Here is a 19,303-nt window from a genome sequence, read left to right as displayed (position 1 = left end):
CGGTCGCAGGTTCTTAGGCCTTCCCCTTTCGCACAAGCTGTTCGTACGGACGGGCGAGACCAGGGCAAAGTCTACCGGCGGTCCTCGTCGTCCCGTGGGGCCTCTCGCCGACGCGAGCGTGGAAGGACTCTCAGGGCGTCCCCTATGTCCGCGACTTCCAGCACCTTCATGCCCGGCGGGACCTTGCCCGGGTCGCTCGGTACGAGCGCGTGCGTGAAGCCGAGACGGTGTGCTTCGGCGAGCCGGCGCTGCACTCCCGTGACCCGTCTGACCTCGCCCGCGAGGCCTACTTCGCCGATCGCGACGAGGTTCTTGGGCAGGGGGGCGTCGCTGGCCGCCGACGCCAGGGCGAGGGCGATGGCGAGGTCCGCGGCGGGCTCCGACAACTTCACACCGCCGACTGTCGCGGAGTAGATATCCCTCTTGCCCAGGGCGCTGATCCGGCCGCGCTGCTCCAGGACGGCGAGCATCATCGACACCCGGGAGGTCTCCAGCCCGGACGTCGTGCGCCGGGGCGAGGGGATCTGCGAGTCGACGGTGAGCGCCTGGACCTCGGCGACCAGGGGGCGGCGGCCCTCCAGGGTGACGGTGAGGCAGGTGCCGGGCACCGCTTCGGCACGCCGGGTCAGGAACAGGCCGCTGGGGTCGGCGAGGCCGACGATGCCCTCGTCGTGCAGCTCGAAGCAGCCGACCTCGTCCGTGGCGCCGTAGCGGTTCTTGACTCCTCGTACGAGACGCAGGCGGGCGTGCCGGTCGCCCTCGAAGCTCAGTACGACGTCCACGAGGTGTTCCAGCAGGCGGGGACCGGCGATGGCACCGTCCTTGGTGACATGGCCCACCAGGAGAGTCGCCATCCCGCGCTCCTTGGAGGCCCGGATCAGCGCACCCGCGACCTCCCGCACCTGCGCCATGCCGCCGGGGGCGCCGTCGATCTCCGGGGAGGCCACCGTCTGCACCGAGTCGACGATCAGCAGGGACGGCTTCACCGCGTCCAAGTGTCCCAGCACGGCGGACAGATCGGTCTCGGCGGCGAGATACAGGTGGTCGTCGATCGCACCGATCCGGTCGGCGCGCAGCCGGACCTGGCTCGCCGACTCCTCGCCGGTCACATAGAGCGTGCGGTGCTCCTCGCTCGCCGACTTGGCCGCCACGTCCAGGAGCAGGGTGGACTTGCCGACGCCGGGCTCGCCCGCGAGCAGGGCCACGGCGCCGGGGACCAGGCCACCGCCGAGCACCCGGTCCAGTTCGGGCACGCCGGTGGAGCGGGCGGTCGCCTGCCGGCCGTCGACCTGGCCGATGGGCACCGCGGAGGTGGTGACGCGGCCCGGTGTCGTCGTCCGCACGGCGGGCGCGCCGTACTCCTCGACCGTCCCCCAGGCCTGGCACTCGGGGCAGCGGCCGAGCCACTTGGCCGTCTGCCAGCCGCACTCCGTGCAGCGGTAGGACGGGCGCTCCTTGGTGGACTTCGTGCGGGCAGCCATGCACGAACCGTAACCGCCACCACTGACAGCACGGACGGGGCCCGGGTGACGTGCCTCGGACCGCCCGGCCCCGCCTCACTGTCACCCCGCGCGATCCGGCCACCCGCATCGTGAACAAGCCACGGACGGAGCCGTTCGTGTCCCCTATTGAGGGATCGTTTCACCCGTATGGATTAAAAGAACTCAAGGGACAAGAAGGGACGAACGTGTGCCCCCTACGGTCCACGGGTGATGAGCAGCATTCCGGAGACCTCGACCCGCATCACCGGCGCACACCGGGCGCACCGGGAGGCGCGCGACCGCGCGGCGGCGCGCACGCTGGCGCAGTGGCCGCTCGCGCGCTACGAGCCGTACCTGGACGGCCTGTTCACCTACTGCCTGTCCGTGCTGTGCGACCACGACGCCGCGACCGCCGCCCTCGGCGACGTCGTCGCGCTCGCCGAGAAGCGCCGTGGCCCGGACGCCGCCGGGGACCTCAGGGCCTGGCTGTACGCGCTGGCCCGCTGGGCCTGTCTGCGCAAACTGGCCGAGGCCAAGCAGAAACGTCAGAGCACGCACGCGGCGGGCCGCTCCGGCACCGACCGGCGCCGGAGCGCGCAGCCCGCCACCGAGCCGGTCTCCGACGACCTCCAGGAGGAGCGAAGGCGCGAACTGGCCCTGCTCGCCTGGCCGGAGGCCGCCGGCACCACCCCGGAGCAGCGCGAGGCGCTCGAACTCGCCGTGCGCCACCACCTCGCCGCCCACGAACTCGCCGCCGTCCTCGGCCTGAACCCCGCCGCGGCCCGCGAGCTGCTCGCCTCCGCCGCCTGCGAGGTCGAGCGCACGCGCGCGGCCCTGGCCGTCGTGGAGACCGGTGACTGTCCGAGCGTCGCCCGGCTCACCGGCGACAACCAGCTGGTGCTCAGCACCGCCCTGCGCCGCGAACTCGTCCGGCACGTCGACGACTGCCCGCACTGCCGCCGCACCGCCGAGCGCGCGACCCCCGGCCGCTGGCCCGGCGCCGTCGTCACCCCCGCCGAACTGCCGATCCTCCCGGCGCCCCGCGCGGCCCTGCACGGGGCGATGGCGCACCTCCCACGCGCGCGGGGCACCGCGCCCCGCTTCGACCGGCGCGGCTTCCCGATGGCCCCCAAGGACCGTGCCGCGCGCCGGGACCGGCTCCGCGCGCGTGCCGTCACCACGACCGTCGTCGCCACGGTCGTCGCCGCCCCCGTCCTGGCCCTGTGGGCCGCCTACCGGGGCACCCCGGCCGACGAGGGCCCGGGCGGCGGTTCCGCCAGCGCCAGCGAGGCGCACGGCCCCGGCACCCTCGACGGCGAGACCGCCAGTGGCGGCTACGCGAACGCCGGCAACGCCAGCACCAGGCCCGGCGGCCGCTTCACCAAGGACGGCGAGCCCGACGTCTCCGTGGAGGTCCTCAGCGTCGCCGGCGTCGGCCGGAAGGGCACCGGGCACCTGGAGGTGGCGGCCGGCAACAGCGGCGACACCACACTGGTCAAGCTCACGGCGACCGGCTCCGCACGCGTGCACTGGTCCGCGACCACCGCGGCGGCCTGGCTCTACCTCAGCCAGTCCTCGGGAACGCTCGAACCGGGCGAATCGTTGACGATCAAGGTGTACGTCGACCATCTGCGCGAGCCGTCCGGGCACTGGAGCGCGCGGGTGGCGATCTCACCGGTCGGCGCCATCGTCTCCATCGAGGGCTACGGCACCGCGCCCAGCCCCTCCGCCCCCGAACCCACCGACCCCGGTCACGGTCATGGCCACCACGGCCCCGGCCCCGGCGCCCCCACACCGCCGCCGCCCGACCCAGGCCCGGACCCGACGACTCCGCCCTCCGCCGACCCCACCCCCACCGACCCGCCCCCGTCCTCCGGCCCGGAGCCGACCCCGCCCGGCCCGGACCCGTCCGACCCGGGGGGCTCGATGCCACCGCCCGGCGAGGGCGGCGACCCGAGTCCGTCCATGTCGTAGGCCCGCCACGACAGGCCTCGGGACATGTCAGCCGACAGGATTTGCCGGACCTGCGGGATCCGCCGGATGCGGTGCCAGCAACGGCAGCTGCGAGGCCAGCCGCTCCTCGCACAGCTCGACCAGCCGGTCGTAGCCCGCCTTGCCCATCAGCTCGATCAGCTCCGGCCGATAGGACACGTACACCGGGTCGCCCGCGCCGTGCGCCGAGGTCGCAGACGTGCACCACCAGTGCAGGTCGTGTCCGCCCGGACCCCAGCCGCGCCGGTCGTACTCACCGATCGACACCTGGAGCACCCGCGTGTCGTCGGGCCGGTCGATCCAGTCGTACGTCCGCCGCACCGGCAGCTGCCAGCAGACGTCCGGCTTGGTCTCCAGCGGCTCGCGGCCCTCCTTCAGGGCGAGGATGTGCAGCGAGCAGCCCGCGCCGCCCGCGAAACCGGGCCGGTTCTGGAAGATGCACGAGCCCTCGAACGGCCGGGTCTGCCGGTCGCCGTCCTCGTCCTCCGAGACCCAGCCCTGCGCCACGCCCTCGTCGTGGTGCTGCCAGATGTCCGGAGTGAGCCTGGCCACATGCCCGGCGACCCGCTTCTCGTCGTCCTCGTCGGAGAAGTGGGCACCCAAGCTGCAGCACCCGTCGTCCGCACGGCCGGCCTGGATGCCCTGGCAGCCGCTGCCGAAGATGCAGTTCCAGCGAGAGGTCAGCCATGTCAGATCGCACCGGAAAACCTGCTCTTCGTCCGCTGGATCAGGGAACTCCACCCACGCGCGCGCGAAGTCGAGGCCCTTCTCGTCGGCTTCCAGGGCCTTCTTCGACTTCTTCGGTGCTTTCGCCTGCGAAGAACCCTGGGGCGTTTTGGCCGTCTTGTCGCTCTTCGCCTTTTTCGTCTTTGGCACCCGTCCAGGGTAAGTCGCCCGCGGCCGGTCCAGAGACAGCAGTGTGGACGGCTTCGAGAACGGCTTCGAAAACGGCTTCGAGAACGGTGAGGGCGGTGATGACGGCTCCGGGCGCAGCCCAGGGCTTCGCGGGCAGTAGCGTTCCGTACATGAGACTCGGTGTCCTCGACGTGGGATCGAACACGGTGCATCTGCTGGTGGTGGATGCGCACCCAGGGGCGTGCCCGTTGCCCGCACACTCGCACAAGGCGGAGCTGCGCCTTGCCCAACTCCTCGACGAGGACGGGGCCATCGGTCCCGAGGGCGTCGACAAACTCGTCGGAGTCATCAAGGAGGCGCTCCAGGCCGCCGAGGACAAGGGCGTCGAGGACCTGCTGCCGTTCGCCACCTCCGCCGTGCGCGAGGCCAGCAACGCGGACGACGTCCTCGCGCGCGTGCAGACCGAGACCGGTGTCGACCTCCAGGTCCTCACCGGCGCCGAGGAGGCCCGGCTCACCTTCCTCGCCGCCCGCCGCTGGTTCGGCTGGTCGGCCGGAAAACTGCTGGTCCTGGACATCGGCGGCGGCTCCCTCGAGGTCGCGTACGGCATCGACGAGGATCCGGACGCCGCGGTGTCGCTGCCGCTCGGCGCGGGCCGCCTCACCGCGGGCTGGCTCCCCGACGACCTCCCGGACCCCGAGGAGATCAGGGCCCTGCGGCGCCATGTCCGCGCCCAGATCGCACGCACGGTCGGCGAGTTCACCCGCTTCGGCACCCCCGACCACGTGGTCGCCACGTCCAAGACCTTCAAGCAACTCGCCCGCCTCGCCGGCGCGGCCCGCTCCACCGAGGGCCTCTACGTCCAGCGTGACCTCAAGCGAGAGTCCCTGGAGGCGTGGGTGCCACGGCTGGCCGGCATGACCGCCGCCCAGCGCGCCGAACTCCCCGGCGTCTCGGAGGGCCGCGCCAACCAGCTCCTCGCGGGCGCCCTGGTCGCCGAGGGCGCGATGGACCTGTTGGGCGTGGAGAGCGTGGAGATATGCCCATGGGCACTCCGGGAGGGCGTGATCCTGCGGCGACTTGACCACATGGGTTCGCTGTAGCGCCTTGAAGGGGCGCGGGGCCGTATCGACATGCGGCCCCACCGCGTGGCGGGCAACCACGAGGAACCCGCCCTTGCCCGTGGCGAACACCACACCGGCGAACAGGCACCCCGCACCCACCCAACCGCACCCCTTAGGCTGTCCCGGTGGCTGAACCAAGGGACGTAGTCCGTATCCCGGATGCGAAGGTCGCCCTCTCGACGGCCTCCGTCTACCCGGAGTCGACGGCGACGGCCTTCGAGATCGCCGCACGCCTCGGCTACGACGGCGTCGAGGTCATGGTGTGGACCGACCCCGTCAGTCAGGACGTCCAGGCGCTGCGCAGACTCAGCGACTACCACGGCGTCCCGATCCTCGCGGTGCACGCACCCTGCCTGCTCATCACGCAGCGCGTCTGGTCCACCGACCCCTGGGTCAAGCTCCAGCGCGCCCGCGCCGCCGCCGAGAAGCTCGGTGCGAGCACGGTCGTCGTGCACCCGCCGTTCCGCTGGCAGCGCCAGTACGCCCGCGACTTCGTCACCGGGATCTGGCGCATGGCGAACGAGACGGACGTACGGTTCGCCGTCGAGAACATGTACCCCTGGCGCTACCGCGACCGCGAGATGCTCGCCTACGCGCCCGACTGGGACGTGACGAAGGACGACTACCGGCACTTCACGATCGACCTCAGCCACACCTCGACGGCCCGCTCGGACGCGATCCAGATGGTCGACCGCATGGGCGACCGCCTCGGCCACGTCCACCTCGCCGACGGCAGGGGTTCCGCGAAGGACGAGCACCTGGTCCCCGGCCGCGGCACCCAGCCCTGCGCCGAGCTGCTGGAACGCCTCGCCCTGACCGGCTTCGACGGCCATGTCGTCATCGAGGTCAACACCCGCCGCGCCATGTCCGGCGCCGAGCGCGAGGCCGACCTCGCCGAGGCGCTGGCCTTCGCACGGCTGCACCTGGCCTCCACCGTGAAGGTGCCCCGACGATGAGTCCGCGCGGCGAAGACGCCCCGGCGACGGGCGACGTCACCGCTCGCAAGCGGGGCCGCCCCCCTCGTACGGAATCGGCGGACACCCGCGACCGCATCCTGACCGCGGCCCGCGCGGAGTTCTCCGAGCGGGGCTACGACAAGGCGTCGGTACGCGGGATCGCCAAGGCCGCCGGGGTCGACGCGGCCCTGGTCCACCACTACTTCGGCACCAAGGAGCAGGTCTTCGAGGCGGCGATCACGGTCGCCTTCGCGCCCGCCCTGAACGCCTCGGACGCGGTCGCCGACGGTCCGCTCGACGGGGTCGGCGAGCGTCTGACCCGTTTCGTCCTCGGCATCTGGGAGAACCCGACCACCCGTACGCCGCTGCTGGCGATCGTCCGCTCGGCCGTGAACAACGAGACCGCGGCCGCCGTCCTCCGCCGCCTGGTCGCCTCCCAGCTGCTGCGTCGCGTCGCCGCTCAGCTGGACCTGCCCGACGCCGAACTGCGTGCCGAGCTGGCGGCGGCACAGCTGGTCGGTACGGCGATGCTGCGCTACGTGATCAAGGTGGAGCCGCTGGCGTCGGCGGACGTGGAGCAGATCGTCGCGCGGGTGGCACCGGTGGTGCAGGGGCATCTGACCGGCGACTGATCGCCTGCCTCGCGAAGCGGCGGCCCGCCGGCGGCCCGCCTGGGACCGGCGATCCCGGCGACCCCGGTCGCCCCCTGATCCGGCGGCCCGGACGGCGGCCCGGACGTCCGATGATCTCGATGACCCCGAGACAGCCATCCCGTATTCCGGACACCTCGTCCCGACCCCTGGATGACCGGCGTACGCTCAATAGCAGCCATACCTGTCTGAAGGAGCGAGTGACGATGCCCGAGCTGAGGTCCCGCACAGTCACCCACGGCCGCAACATGGCGGGCGCACGCGCCCTTATGCGCGCCTCCGGTGTACCCGGTGCGGACATCGGCCGCAAGCCGATCATCGCGGTCGCGAACAGTTTCACCGAGTTCGTCCCGGGCCACACCCACCTGCAGCCGGTCGGCCGGATCGTCAGCGAGGCGATCGTCGAGGCCGGCGGCATCCCGCGCGAGTTCAACACCATCGCGGTGGACGACGGCATCGCGATGGGCCACGGAGGAATGCTCTACAGCCTCCCCTCCCGCGACCTCATCGCGGACTCGGTCGAGTACATGGTCGAGGCCCACTGCGCCGACGCCCTGATCTGCATCTCCAACTGCGACAAGATCACCCCGGGCATGCTGAACGCGGCCCTGCGCCTGAACATCCCGACGGTCTTCGTCTCCGGCGGCCCGATGGAGTCCGGCCGCGCCACCCTGGTCGACGGCACGGTCCGTACGCTCGACCTGGTCGACGCGATCTCCGACGCCGTGAACGACAAGATCTCGGACGAGGACATCCTCCGTATCGAGGAGAACGCCTGTCCGACCTGCGGCAGCTGTTCCGGCATGTTCACCGCCAACTCGATGAACTGCCTGACCGAGGCCATCGGTCTCTCCCTCCCCGGCAACGGCTCGGTCCTCGCCACGCACACGGCCCGCAAGGCGCTGTACCAGGACGCGGGGCGCACGGTGATGGACATCACCCGCCGCTACTACGAGCAGGACGACGAGACGGTCCTGCCCCGCAACATCGCCACCATCGCGGCCTTCGAGAACGCGATGGCCCTGGACATCGCCATGGGCGGCTCGACCAACACGATCCTGCACCTGCTGGCGGCGGCCCAGGAGGCGGATGTCCCCTTCGGCCTCGACGAGATCAACGCGGTCTCGCGCCGGGTGCCCTGCCTCGCCAAGGTCGCTCCGAACGTCGCCAAGGACCGCACGTACTACATGGAGGACGTGCACCGCGCCGGCGGCATCCCCGCCCTCCTCGGCGAACTGCACCGCGCCGGCCTGCTCAACGAGGACGTGCACTCCGTCCACAGCCCGACCCTGTCGGACTGGCTCAAGACGTGGGACGTCCGCGCCGGCTCGCCGTCCCCCGAAGCCCTGGAACTGTGGCACGCGGCGCCCGGCTGCGTGCGCTCCGCCGAGGCCTTCTCCCAGTCCGAGCGCTGGGAGGCCCTGGACGAGGACGCCGAGGGCGGCTGCATCCGCTCCGCCGAGCACGCCTACTCCAAGGACGGCGGCCTGGCGGTCCTCAAGGGCAACCTGGCGGTCGACGGCTGCGTGGTGAAGACGGCCGGCGTCGACGAGTCCATCTGGACCTTCGAGGGCCCGGCGGTCGTCTGCGAGTCGCAGGAAGAGGCCGTCGAGAAGATCCTCAACAAGCAGATCACGCACGGCGATGTCGTCGTCATCCGCTACGAGGGCCCCAAGGGCGGCCCCGGCATGCAGGAGATGCTCTACCCGACGTCCTTCCTCAAGGGCCGCGGCCTCGGCAAGACCTGCGCCCTGATCACCGACGGCCGCTTCTCCGGCGGCACGTCCGGCCTGTCCATCGGCCACGCGTCCCCGGAGGCGGCCTCCGGCGGCACGATCGCCCTGGTCGAGGACGGCGACCGCATCCGCATCGACATCCCGAACCGCACCATCGAGCTGCTGGTGGACCAGGCCGAACTGACCCGCCGCGAGCAGGCACTGGGCGGCGTCTACGCCCCGAAGAACCGCGAGCGCAAGGTCTCGGCGGCTCTGCGGGCATACGCGGCGATGGCCACCAGCGCGGACAAGGGCGCCGTACGAGACGTCAGCAAGCTGGGCTGAGCGGTCCCGGTTCTACCGGTCCTGGCTACTGGTACTGGTACTGGTTCCCGGTATACGAAGGGGCCGCCTTCGGATTCTCCGAAGGCGGCCCCTTTCGTCTGCTACCAGGCCGCCGGATCACGCCCGTCGACGGCGAAGACGGTGCCGTCGGGGGAACTGGCGTAGACGTGGTCGTCGGCGACCACGGGTTCGGGCAGACCGGCCGCGACCTGGCCCGAGTTGGTCGTACCCAGCCGCGGGGACGTCTGCCCGAGCAGAGTGCCGTCGCGGGCGTCCACGGCGAGCAACCGACCGTCAGGGGCCGTGAAATAGACATGCCGGCCGTCGGCCACCGGAGCGGAGCCCCGGGACACCGCCGTCTCCAAGGACCACCGCTGCTTGCGCGCGTCCATGTCGACGGCCACCAGCGAACCACCGGTGCCCATCAGGTGGACGATGTCCCCGTGCACGGTGACGTGGGCCTGTTCGACCGGGACGGACAGCGGCACCCGCCGTGAACTGCTGCTGTCCGGCGAGTAGCGGACCACGGCCTCCGCGCGCCCGTACACCTGGTCGACGGAAACGAAGAAGACCGCCCCGTCCGCCGAACCGACCGGCTTCAACGACCCTTGCAGCCGTGCGTCCCACCGCACCTCACCCGTGCCCGGATCCACCGCGGTGACCCGCGTGCTCGCCCCGTCCGCCGAGGCGCTCGTCGCGTACGCCAGCGGATCCCCGCTGAACGAGACGAAGGTCGGCGCCTCGTGCCCCGGTATCCGCCCGCTCCACTTCGTGCCGCCCGAAGCACCGTCGACCCCGGTGACCCGGCCGTCGGCGCCGGTGACCAGCAGCATGCCCCCGGCGCTCTCCAGCCCGCTGTACGCGGGCATCTTCCGCTGCCAACGGGCTTTGCCCGAGGCCGGATCGAGCCCCTCCAGGAGTCGGCCCTGATCCAACGAAGGCTGGACGAGGCCACCTGCCACGACCGGCGGTCCGCTCCTGCGTGTCTCGGCGACGGAGTGCCGCCACACCAACCGACCGTCGGACGGGTCGAGGGCGAAGACCAGCCCGGTCTGGGCGCAGAGCAACTTCCCCGCGCCGTAGGAACACTGGGGCGTGCCCTGCGTGTGCGTCGGCGTCGCCGCCCAGGCGCGGAACGCGGCTGCCGTCGTCCGAGGCGGACCGCTCTTCGGTGCCGCCGTCTCACCGCCGAGCAGCTGGAGCGAGAGCAGTGAGACGACCGTGAGCAGACCGAGAGCGCCGGCTCCGACTGCCGCCCGCTTGCCCAGGCGTCGCTTGCGGGCCGGCCCCGATCCCGGGCCCGACCCCTGCCCCTGCCCCGGCTCCTCGGTCCGAGGCTCCGGCTCGGGCGTATCGCTCGTCCGCTGCTCCGGAATGAACACCTGCGTGTCGTACGAGGCCGCCACCGACCGCAGCTCGCGCATCAACTCGTCGGGCGTCGGCCGTTCCTCGGGCTCCTTGGCGAGACACCGCACGATGAGCGGAGCGAGGTTCTCCGGTACGTCGGTCAGGTCGGGCTCGTCGTGTACGACCTGGTAGGCGACGACGTACGGGCTGTCGGAGTCGAACGGCCCGCGTCCGGTGGCCGCGTGCACCAGCACGGAACCGAGGGCGAAGACGTCGGCGGCGGGTCCGACCTCGCGCGGCCGACGGAACTGCTCGGGTGCCATGAAGGGCGGAGTTCCGATCAACTTGCCCGTCTCGGTGCGCAGTTCGCTGTCCTTCGGCCGAGAGATACCGAAGTCGATGACCTTCGGTCCGTCCTCCGCGAGCAACACGTTGCTGGGCTTCAGGTCCCGGTGCACGACTCCGACCCGATGGATGTCACGCAGGGCCTCGGCGAGACCGGCCATCAGCCGGCGCAACTGGTAGGGCCCCATGGGGCCATTCCGCTTCACATGGTCGGACAGCGTCGGTCCGGGGATGAACAGCGTGGCCATCCAAGGCCGTTCGGCCTCCGGATCGGCGTCGACGACAGACGCGGTGAAGGCACCGCTCACCCGCCGCGCGGCCGCCACCTCCTGCCTGAACCTCCCCCTGAACTCAGGGTCCTTGGCGAACCGGGCGTGCACCACCTTCACCGCGACCTTCATCCCGGAGGTACTCCGGGCCAGGTGCACCACGCCCATGCCGCCGGAGCCCAGACGTGAATCCAGCCGGTAGTGACCGGCGTACTCGGGAAGTTCCGCTTCCGCGCCCGCTCCGATGTTGTGCTGCGGCGCCATGGAACCACCCCCGTGCTGTTCGTCCGCGCGCGCGACGCACGGAGCCTAGTCGATGACTCGTACGAGACGGAGGAGGCTTGCTAGCCTCCGCGTACGAGTTGCGTACATGTGTTTCATAGCGTGATTCGGGGGAATCAACGGGACCCCATGGCACTCATGGGGCTCAACGGGGGAGGTCTCATATGTCTGTCGACCGTGTCGAAAAGGTGGAGAGCGGCGGCGTGGCGGAAGCCGTCACCACGGCGGCCACTGCGGTGACCTACTACTCGGTCGCACCGGGCGTCCGTCTCAACGTCCGCAGCGGCCCTGGCACCGGCTACACACTCGTCCGCGTTCTGCCCGAGGGTGCGAAGGTCCCGATCTTCTGCCAGACGCCGGGCACCAACGTGGCGGGTCCGTACGGCTCATCGAACATCTGGGACAGCATCGACGACGGAGAGTTCGTCTCGGACGCCTATGTGAACACAGGCAGCGACGGCTACGTCCGTCCGCGCTGTTCCTTCTGACGATCCCGCCCTGTCTCAGGAGAGCCCCATGGTTCTCCTGAGACGAAGGCCGGACGGCTGCCTGATCCCTCCGGAGCCCGCGGCACGGCACCGCGCCATAATCGACGGGTGAGCGACGAACACGGCACCGCACCCGCGGGCTCCGAAGGCGGTCCCCGCCCCGAACCCCTCCGCTTCTTCGGCACCACCTGGCTGAACCACGACAACGGCTACACGCCCCGCCGCATAGCGGCAGCCGTCGGCTCACTCGCCGCCGCGGTCGCCTCCTGCCTCGTCCTCCGCTTCGCCTTCGAGGGCCTCCAGATCGCCGACACCGGCAGCTTCGTGGCCGTCCTGGTCGTCGCGATGTTCGCCATCTGCAGCGCGCTGGCCTTCCGCCAGACCTGGGACGGCTTCGGCAAACGTCCCGACCTCGACCGCCAGGCCTCCCTCCGCGGCCTCCTGGCCATCGGCTTCGTCGGCTCGCTCCTCGCCTACTTCTTCCGGTCCCTCACCGAGGCCCCCGGCGAGAGACTCCACCGCGAGGAGTACGAGGCCGCGCTCCAACAACACGAGAAGCGCACCTCCCGCCGCACCCGCAACCCATCCAAGAAGCGCCGCCGCGCGTAGCCCCCTCGTCTCTCACCGAAAACTCGCCGCGCCTCGCACCGACCCCCGCCACCATGGTCCCCATGACGGCCTCCCACCGTGCCACTCGCGCCCACTCCTTCAACTCCGCCGCAGCCCAGTACGCCGCCAACCGCCCGGCCTACCCGCCCGCCCTCTTCGACGCGATCGAGGACCTCGCCGGCCATCCCCTCCGCGGCGCCCGTGTCGCCGACATCGGCGCCGGTACCGGGATAGCGACCGCTCTTATGCACGCCCGCGGCGCCGACGTGATCGCCGTGGAACCCGGTGACGGCATGGCGGCCCAGTTCCGCCGCGCCCGCCCCGACATCCCGATCGTCCGGGGCGACGGCAACACCCTCCCCCTGACCACCGCTTCCGTCGACTTCGTCACCTACGCCCAGGCCTGGCACTGGACCGACCCCGCCCAAGCCGTCCCGGAAGCCGTCCGGGTACTGCGCCCGGGCGGCGCGCTCGCCCTGTGGTGGAACACGGACGCCCTCGACGTGTCGTGGATCGCCGAGGCCGCCGACCGCACCGAGCGCTTCTTCGGCGTGAACGTCGCCGCCGAGAAGCGCAACGTCGACGCCCGCCAAGCGGACCCCACCGGCAGCCTCGACTTCACCGACCGCGTGGTCCGCTGGAGCCGACGCATACCGGTGGACACCCACCTCGCCAACCTCGGCAGCCACTCGATCTTCCTGGTCCACGGCGAAGAGACGAGCGCCGCCTTCCTCGCCGAGGAGCGAAAGCACCTGCTGCGCACCTTCCCGGACGGATGCGTCGAAGAGGTCTACGACGTCATCCTGCTCCTCGCCACCACCCCCTGACCCTCCCTCGACCGCCACCACCCCGCCCCACCAGCCGGCTCTACGCCGCCGCACTCCCGCTCGCCAACCGGCCGCTGACCGCTGCCTCCTGCCCCCGCCCCGTGGCCCACCCCTCCAGGGCGGCCGCACACGCGTGGTCGATATGCCGTAGCCCGCCCAGCTCCAGCCGCACCTCCCGGTCCCGCGGCAACGCCTCCAACGCGTCCAGCAGCTTCGGCAACCGCAGGAACGTCGCATGCCCCAGCACCCGTACGACGAGCCCCGCATCCCCGCGGTCCTCGGTCTCGACGTGCACATGGCTGATGTCCCACGCGGTCTTCGCCACCGCCAACGCCAGCCCCACCAAAACCCCCTCAAACAGATTCCCGACCACAATCGCCACGGCCGTCACCCCCAGCACGGCCACCTCTCCGCGATGCCCGCGCCACCACACCCGCACCTCCCGCACCGGCACGAGCTTGCACCCCGCGTGCACCAGCAACCCGGCCAGCGCCGCGACCGGAATCACCCCCAGCGCCCCGGGCACCACCACCGTGAACACCAGCAGCCACACCCCGTGCAGCACCCGCGAGGCCTTCGTCCGAGCCCCCGCCTGTACATTCGCCGCGCTCCGCACGATCACCGCGGTCATCGGCAGCCCACCGAGCACCCCGCACACCGCGTTCCCCGTGCCCTGCGCGATCAACTCACGGTCGTAGTCGGTCCGCGCCCCCGTATGCAGCCGGTCCACCGCCGCCGCGCTGAACAACGACTCAGCCGACGCGATCAACGCGAACGCCACGACGGTCCCGATCACCCCCACTTCCATCAGCCGCCCGAAATCCGCCCCCTCCGGGACCCGCACCGCATCGACCAGCCCCCGCACCTCGACCCGCCGCACATCCAGGTCGAACACCCCGGTCACCAGGGCCGCCAGCACCACCGCCACCAGCGGCGCGGGCACCACCCGCGCCCCCCGCCGCCACCGAGGCCACAGGAGCAATACGCCCATAGTGGCAGCCCCCACTGACAACGCCACCGGATCCACCCGCCCCGGCAGCGACACCAACCCGGCGATCTTCCCGAGCCCGCTCGCGGGTGCCGCGGCGTCCCCCAGCGCGTACACCTGAGCGGCGACCAGCACGAGCCCGATCCCGGCGAGCATCCCCTGCACGACGGCCGCGGACACGGCCCGGAACCACCGCCCGAGCCGCAACAGCCCGAGCCCCAACTGCACCAGCCCGGCCCCGAGCACCAGCACCCCGAGTGCCTCGACGCCGTACCTCTGCACTGCTTCGTACACGAGCACGGTCAGCCCGGCCGCCGGCCCACTGACCTGCAGACTGCTGCCGGGCAGGGCGCCGGCGACCAATCCGCCGACGAGCCCGGTGAGCAGACCCAGCTCGGCGGGAACACCGGAAGCGATGGCGATCCCCACACACAGGGGCAACGCCACGAGAAACACGACGAGGGACGCGAACAGATCGGCCTTGCCTACGCGACAGCGCATCAGAACAGCACCTCCGCTGAGGAACGGAAAGGGAGATGCGTGGGCCGCCGCACCGGGGGAGGGCACGGCTGACACACGTGGAACGGCATATGACGTCACACTGAAATCCATTGTCGGGAAGGCGAGTTGATCGCGCACCGGGTTCACCGTGACGTTCGATGCGTCCTGAGGCGCACAGACCGGAACGCCCGACTCCGATCACGCCCCTATGCGCCTGCGCCACCCCACGCACCCCGCTTGACGGAGCCCACCCCCAGGAGGATTATTCATCGAGTGATGAATTATGCACCCGACACCCTCGACGCACCCGCCGTCCGCGCCCAAGGACTCACCGTCGTCCGAGGCGCCCGCACGGTCCTGCGTGGCCTCGACTTCACCGTCCCGCGAGGCCAGATCACCGGTCTGCTCGGGCCGTCGGGATGCGGAAAGTCGACGTTGATGCGCGCGATCGTCGGCACCCAGGCCAAGGTCACCGGCACTCTCGACGTCCTCGGCGCCCCAGCCGGCCACCCAGCCCTCCGCACCCGCATCGGCTACGTCACTCAAGCTCCCTCCGTCTACGACGACCTGACCGTCCGCCAGAACCTCGACTACTTCGCCGCGATCCTCGCCCCGGGCCGCGCCGCCACCGACCGCCGCCACGAGAACGTCACCCGAGCCATCGCCGACGTGGATCTGACCACCCACGCCGACGCCCTCGCCGGCAACCTCTCCGGCGGCCAACGCAGCCGCGTCTCCCTGGCCGTCGCCCTCCTCGGCGCCCCAGAACTCCTGGTCCTCGACGAACCGACCGTCGGCCTGGACCCCGTCCTCCGCCGCGACCTGTGGAACCTCTTCCACGACATCGCGACGCAGCGAGGCGCGAGCCTGTTGATCTCCTCCCACGTCATGGACGAGGCCGAGCGCTGCCACCGCCTCCTGCTGATGCGCGAGGGCGAGATCCTCGCCGACGACACCCCCGACGCCCTGCGCACCCGCACCCACTCCGAGACGGTAGAGGCGGCGTTCCTGCATCTGGTCGACGAGGCGATCGCAGCCGGCCGCACCAAGGAGACCGCACGATGAGCACGAACACGACGGGCACGAACACGACGGACACTCCGCGCTCGACGGCGACGCCCGCTCCGCCCCGCGCCCTGAACGCCTCCCGAACCACCGCCACCGCGGCCCGCGTCCTGCGCCAACTCGGCCACGACCCGCGCACCATCGCGATGATGATCCTCATCCCCTGCGTGATGCTGTTCCTGCTGCGCTATGTCTTCGACGGCAGCCCGCGCACCTTCGACAGCATCGGCGCCTCCCTCCTCGGGATCTTCCCCCTGATCACGATGTTCCTGGTCACCTCCATCGCCACCCTGCGCGAACGCACCTCCGGCACCCTCGAACGCCTCCTCGCCATGCCCCTCGGCAAGGGAGACCTCATCGCCGGCTACGCCCTCGCCTTCGGCGCCCTCGCGATCATCCAGTCCGCCCTCGCGACGGGCCTCGCGCTCTGGCTCCTCGACCTGGACGTCACCGGCAGCCCCTGGCTCCTGCTCCTCGTCGCCCTCCTCGACGCCCTGCTCGGCACCGCCCTCGGCCTCTTCGTCTCGGCCTTCGCGGCCTCGGAGTTCCAGGCGGTCCAGTTCATGCCGGCGGTGATCTTCCCCCAACTCCTCCTCTGCGGCCTCTTCACCCCTCGCGACAACATGCATCCGGTCCTGGAGGCCATCTCCGACGTCCTCCCCATGTCCTACGCGGTCGACGGCATGAACGAGGTCCTCACCCACACGGACATGACAGCCGCCTTCGTACGAGACGCCCTGATCGTGGCGGGATGCGCGCTGCTGGTACTGGGCCTGGGCGCGGCGACGCTACGACGCCGGACGGCGTGACGCGCCGCAGCCGCAGCCGGACACGATCACTCGTCCACCTGATCCCCGACATCCCGCCCACCGGACACCCGAGCCGCGTCCATCCCCCCGATGCGAGGATGAAACCGGACGACACACCCCCCGGAGGGCACCCCAGCCATGACCCAGAAAGTCGCAGTCCTCGGCACCGGCAAGATCGGCGAAGCCCTGCTCAGCGGAATGATCCGCGCCGGCTGGGCCCCGGCCGACCTCCTGGTCACCGCCCGCCGCCCCGAGCGAGCCGAAGAACTCCGCACCCGCCACGGAGTCACCCCGGTCACCAACCCGGAAGCCGCCAAGTCGGCCGACACCCTGATCCTCACGGTCAAACCGCAGGACATGGGCACCCTCCTCGACGAGCTCACCCCGCATGTCCCCGCCGACCGACTGATCATCAGCGGCGCGGCCGGTATCCCCACCTCCTTCTTCGAGGAGCGCCTCGCCACCGGCACCCCTGTCGTCCGCGTCATGACGAACACGCCCGCCCTGGTCGACGAGGCCATGTCCGTCATCTCCGCCGGCACCCACGCCACCGCCGACCACCTCGCGCACACCGAGGAGATCTTCGGCGCCGTAGGCAAGACGCTCCGCGTCCCCGAGTCCCAGCAGGACGCCTGCACCGCCCTCTCCGGCTCCGGCCCGGCGTACTTCTTCTACCTGGTCGAAGCCATGACGGACGCCGGCATCCTCCTCGGCCTGCCCCGCGACAAGGCCCACGACCTGATCGTCCAGTCCGCGATCGGCGCCGCGACCATGCTTCGCGACAGCGGCGAACATCCGGTCAAGCTCCGCGAGAACGTCACCTCCCCCGCGGGCACGACCATCAACGCCATCCGCGAACTCGAGAACCACGGCGTACGAGCCGCCCTCATCGCCGCCCTCGAAGCCGCCCGCGACCGCAGCCGCGCACTGGCATCCGGCAACAACGGCTGACGCCCTGAAGCCCTGCCGCCCCCAGCCTCAGGAACCCTCCGGGGGCGGCACCGCACGCCTACCGAGCCGCGCTCACCCCGCTATCGGATGAGGCCGGCAGCAACCCGATCGCGCGATAAGCGGCATCCACGGTAGGCCGCGCCATCGCCCGCGCTCTCTCCGCGCCATCCCGCAGCACCCCCTCCACAAAGCCAGGATCCGCGCACAGCTCCCTGTGCCTGTCCTGCACGGGCCTGAGGACCTCGACCACGGCCTCCGCGGTGTCCTTCTTCAAGGCGCCGTACGACTCATATACACCGCTCAGGTCCGATGGGTTCCCACCCGTGCAGCCGGCGAGAATCTCCAGCAGGTTGGCGAGCCCCGGCCGCGCCTCCCGGTCGTAGACGACATCCCGCCCACTGTCGGTCACCGCCCGCATGACCTTCTTCCGCACCACGTCCGGCTCGTCGAGCAGATAGACGATCCCCGGCCCGGAGTCATCGCTCTTCCCCATCTTCGCCGTCGGCTCCTGCAGATTCATCACCCGAGCCGCCACCCCCGGAGACGTCGCCCGAGGCACCACGAACGTGCGCCCGTACCGCTGGTTGAACCGCACCGCCAGATCCCGGGCCAGCTCCACATGCTGCGCCTGATCGTCCCCGACCGGCACCTCGTCACTCCCGTACGCCAGGATGTCCGCCGCCATCAGCACGGGATACGTCAGCAACGACAGTCGCACACTCCCGCCCCGCTGCCGCTCCCGCGCGGCCTTCTCCTTGTACTGGATCATCCGCCGCATCTCGCCGTCCGTGGCCACGCACTCCAGCACATACGACAGCCGCGCGTGCTCATCCACATGACTCTGTACGAACACGGTGCACAGCTCGGGATCGAGCCCCGTCGCCAACAGCAGCGTCGCCGCCTGCCGACTCAGTCGTCTTACCCGCGCCGGATCGTGATCCACGGTCAGCGCGTGCAGATCGACGATGCAGAACAGCGCGTCGGCCTGGTGCTGATCGACCGCTGTCCACCGCCGCATGGCTCCCAGGTAGTTCCCCAGCGTCAGATGCCCGGTCGGCTTGATCCCGCTGAATACCCGTGCCACCTCTGTCATCTCTCCCTCTCCTCCTGGTCGGGCCCACCGCCTCAGCCGGCCGGCTGCCCCTCTGGAGTGCTGGAGGGAGATACAGAAACGGCCGCCGAAGCGGCGGCCGTCGAGTGCATACGTGAGAACGGCCGCCGTCAGGCGGCCCGCCACAGCTGGGCACACGTACGCGTAGTCATGCGGCCCAGACTACGCCTCCGAAGCCCCGTCAGGACTGAAGTTGACACACCCCGACCCCGTACGTAGTGTTCTCCGAGTTGTCCGACGTGAGCGCCGACCCCGGTCGGTCCCCGGACAGCCATTTCGCAAGACCAACCAACACACGACGACCAGTCGTTCTGTTGTCGTGTCATTGGCATGGGTATTTGCGAATGAGGAATCCGTGTTCGAAAGGACGCAGCCCCCGATTAGCGTCGGGAGCAGGGAATCCGCTAAAGTCTCACTCGTCGGAACGGCCCAACAGCCGCGAAGACAACCCCCGCTGACCGGGGATCAGGGCCGAAAGGATCTGATAGAGTCGGAACCGCCGGAAAGGGAAACGCGGAAGCGGGAACCTGGAAAGCGCCGAGGAAATCGGATCGAGAAAAAGATCTGATAGAGTCGGAAACGCAAGACCGAAG

At 70.8% G+C, this 19,303-nt stretch carries 17 protein-coding genes; 11 read left to right on the top strand and 6 right to left on the bottom strand.

Annotated elements, in window-relative coordinates; all coding sequences use genetic code 11:
* Positions 1–71: 71 nt before the first annotated feature.
* Entirely contained in the window at positions 72–1,481 is a 1,410-nt protein-coding gene (radA, locus tag AB0H86_RS36265; protein ID WP_362448943.1) for a DNA repair protein RadA, read from the bottom strand.
* A gap of 228 nt (positions 1,482–1,709) precedes the next feature.
* Here radA and AB0H86_RS36260 point away from each other — a divergent pair, with 228 nt between their 5' ends.
* Positions 1,710–3,455, top strand: a complete 1,746-nt coding sequence (locus tag AB0H86_RS36260; protein WP_362448941.1) for a hypothetical protein — start codon at positions 1,710–1,712, stop codon at positions 3,453–3,455.
* A gap of 27 nt (positions 3,456–3,482) precedes the next feature.
* On the opposite strand, the gene AB0H86_RS36255 is transcribed toward AB0H86_RS36260, so the two are convergent.
* Positions 3,483–4,256 carry a hypothetical protein gene (locus AB0H86_RS36255; protein WP_362449161.1) on the bottom strand — a complete coding sequence of 258 codons (774 nt, stop codon included), beginning with the start codon at positions 4,254–4,256 and terminating at the stop codon, positions 3,483–3,485.
* Between the two features lie 242 nt (positions 4,257–4,498).
* On the opposite strand from AB0H86_RS36255, the gene AB0H86_RS36250 reads away from it, so the two are divergent.
* The 4 genes from AB0H86_RS36250 (at position 4,499) to ilvD (ending at position 9,118) form a co-directional block, all read left to right on the top strand.
* On the top strand, positions 4,499–5,431 hold the full coding sequence (locus tag AB0H86_RS36250) for a Ppx/GppA phosphatase family protein (RefSeq protein ID WP_362448939.1): 933 nt from the start codon (positions 4,499–4,501) through the stop codon (positions 5,429–5,431).
* A 146-nt stretch (positions 5,432–5,577) separates the two neighbouring features.
* Complete coding sequence (locus tag AB0H86_RS36245; protein ID WP_362448937.1) at positions 5,578–6,408, top strand: sugar phosphate isomerase/epimerase; 831 nt, start codon at positions 5,578–5,580, stop codon at positions 6,406–6,408.
* On the top strand, positions 6,405–7,040 hold the full coding sequence (locus AB0H86_RS36240) for a TetR family transcriptional regulator (protein WP_362448935.1): 636 nt from the start codon (positions 6,405–6,407) through the stop codon (positions 7,038–7,040). Before AB0H86_RS36245 ends, AB0H86_RS36240 begins: the two co-directional genes overlap by 4 nt.
* 224 nt (positions 7,041–7,264) lie before the next feature.
* Positions 7,265–9,118, top strand: a complete 1,854-nt coding sequence (gene ilvD / locus AB0H86_RS36235) for a dihydroxy-acid dehydratase (RefSeq protein ID WP_362448933.1) — start codon at positions 7,265–7,267, stop codon at positions 9,116–9,118.
* A gap of 101 nt (positions 9,119–9,219) precedes the next feature.
* Here the strand turns inward: ilvD and AB0H86_RS36230 are convergent, their stop codons facing one another.
* On the bottom strand, positions 9,220–11,343 hold the full coding sequence (locus tag AB0H86_RS36230) for a serine/threonine-protein kinase (protein WP_362448931.1): 2,124 nt from the start codon (positions 11,341–11,343) through the stop codon (positions 9,220–9,222).
* 182 nt (positions 11,344–11,525) lie between these two features.
* Here AB0H86_RS36230 and AB0H86_RS36225 point away from each other — a divergent pair, with 182 nt between their 5' ends.
* The 3 genes from AB0H86_RS36225 to AB0H86_RS36215 all read left to right on the top strand — a co-directional run bounded on the left by AB0H86_RS36225 (position 11,526) and on the right by AB0H86_RS36215 (position 13,285).
* Positions 11,526–11,849, top strand: a complete 324-nt coding sequence (locus AB0H86_RS36225) for an SH3 domain-containing protein (RefSeq protein WP_362448929.1) — start codon at positions 11,526–11,528, stop codon at positions 11,847–11,849.
* A gap of 108 nt (positions 11,850–11,957) precedes the next feature.
* Entirely contained in the window at positions 11,958–12,458 is a 501-nt protein-coding gene (locus tag AB0H86_RS36220) for an EamA/RhaT family transporter (RefSeq protein ID WP_362448927.1), read from the top strand.
* Positions 12,459–12,520: 62 nt separating this feature from the next.
* Positions 12,521–13,285: a class I SAM-dependent methyltransferase gene (locus tag AB0H86_RS36215; protein ID WP_362448925.1), complete on the top strand. Its 765-nt coding sequence runs from the start codon at positions 12,521–12,523 to the stop codon at positions 13,283–13,285.
* Between the two features lie 40 nt (positions 13,286–13,325).
* Here AB0H86_RS36215 and AB0H86_RS36210 read toward each other — a convergent pair whose 3' ends face one another.
* Complete coding sequence (locus AB0H86_RS36210) at positions 13,326–14,774, bottom strand: SulP family inorganic anion transporter (protein ID WP_362448923.1); 1,449 nt, start codon at positions 14,772–14,774, stop codon at positions 13,326–13,328.
* A 276-nt stretch (positions 14,775–15,050) separates the two neighbouring features.
* Between AB0H86_RS36210 and AB0H86_RS36205 the strand changes: the two genes are divergently transcribed.
* The 3 genes from AB0H86_RS36205 to proC all read left to right on the top strand — a co-directional run bounded on the left by AB0H86_RS36205 (position 15,051) and on the right by proC (position 17,599).
* Positions 15,051–15,839 (top strand): ABC transporter ATP-binding protein, encoded by a 789-nt coding sequence (locus AB0H86_RS36205; RefSeq protein ID WP_362448921.1) that lies wholly within the window; start codon positions 15,051–15,053, stop codon positions 15,837–15,839.
* Positions 15,836–16,648: an ABC transporter permease gene (locus AB0H86_RS36200; protein WP_362448919.1), complete on the top strand. Its 813-nt coding sequence runs from the start codon at positions 15,836–15,838 to the stop codon at positions 16,646–16,648. The genes AB0H86_RS36205 and AB0H86_RS36200 overlap by 4 nt, the downstream gene beginning before the upstream one ends.
* A 138-nt stretch (positions 16,649–16,786) precedes the next feature.
* A complete protein-coding gene (gene proC, locus AB0H86_RS36195; protein ID WP_362448917.1) occupies positions 16,787–17,599 on the top strand; it encodes a pyrroline-5-carboxylate reductase in 813 nt (270 codons plus the stop codon).
* A 58-nt stretch (positions 17,600–17,657) separates the two neighbouring features.
* Here the strand turns inward: proC and trpS are convergent, their stop codons facing one another.
* Both trpS and AB0H86_RS36185 read right to left on the bottom strand, forming a co-directional pair.
* The gene (trpS, locus tag AB0H86_RS36190) at positions 17,658–18,683 is read right to left on the bottom strand and encodes a tryptophan--tRNA ligase (RefSeq protein WP_362449159.1); all 1,026 of its coding nucleotides are present in this window, start codon (positions 18,681–18,683) and stop codon (positions 17,658–17,660) included.
* Between the two features lie 439 nt (positions 18,684–19,122).
* Positions 19,123–19,303: hypothetical protein (locus tag AB0H86_RS36185; protein WP_362448915.1), on the bottom strand; the 181-nt coding region annotated here is incomplete at its 5' end.

The sequence above is a fragment of the Streptomyces sp. NPDC050997 genome, assembly GCF_040660135.1.
GTDB lineage: Bacteria > Actinomycetota > Actinomycetes > Streptomycetales > Streptomycetaceae > Streptomyces.
Note: the sequence above shows the minus strand (reverse complement) of the source record. Positions and strands in the feature narration are given on the sequence as shown.

Bases quoted from the DNA above. Each gene is read 5' to 3' on its own strand.
- radA (WP_362448943.1), bottom strand. From the start codon at position 1,481: ATGGCTGCCCGCACGAAGTCCACCAAGGAGCGCCCGTCCTACCGCTGC.
- AB0H86_RS36250 (WP_362448939.1), top strand. From the start codon at position 4,499: ATGAGACTCGGTGTCCTCGACGTGGGATCGAACACGGTGCATCTGCTG.
- AB0H86_RS36240 (WP_362448935.1), top strand. From the start codon at position 6,405: ATGAGTCCGCGCGGCGAAGACGCCCCGGCGACGGGCGACGTCACCGCT.
- ilvD (WP_362448933.1), top strand. From the start codon at position 7,265: ATGCCCGAGCTGAGGTCCCGCACAGTCACCCACGGCCGCAACATGGCG.
- AB0H86_RS36230 (WP_362448931.1), bottom strand. From the start codon at position 11,343: ATGGCGCCGCAGCACAACATCGGAGCGGGCGCGGAAGCGGAACTTCCC.
- AB0H86_RS36225 (WP_362448929.1), top strand. From the start codon at position 11,526: ATGTCTGTCGACCGTGTCGAAAAGGTGGAGAGCGGCGGCGTGGCGGAA.
- AB0H86_RS36215 (WP_362448925.1), top strand. From the start codon at position 12,521: ATGACGGCCTCCCACCGTGCCACTCGCGCCCACTCCTTCAACTCCGCC.
- AB0H86_RS36210 (WP_362448923.1), bottom strand. From the start codon at position 14,774: ATGCGCTGTCGCGTAGGCAAGGCCGATCTGTTCGCGTCCCTCGTCGTG.
- AB0H86_RS36205 (WP_362448921.1), top strand. From the start codon at position 15,051: ATGAATTATGCACCCGACACCCTCGACGCACCCGCCGTCCGCGCCCAA.
- AB0H86_RS36200 (WP_362448919.1), top strand. From the start codon at position 15,836: ATGAGCACGAACACGACGGGCACGAACACGACGGACACTCCGCGCTCG.
- proC (WP_362448917.1), top strand. From the start codon at position 16,787: ATGACCCAGAAAGTCGCAGTCCTCGGCACCGGCAAGATCGGCGAAGCC.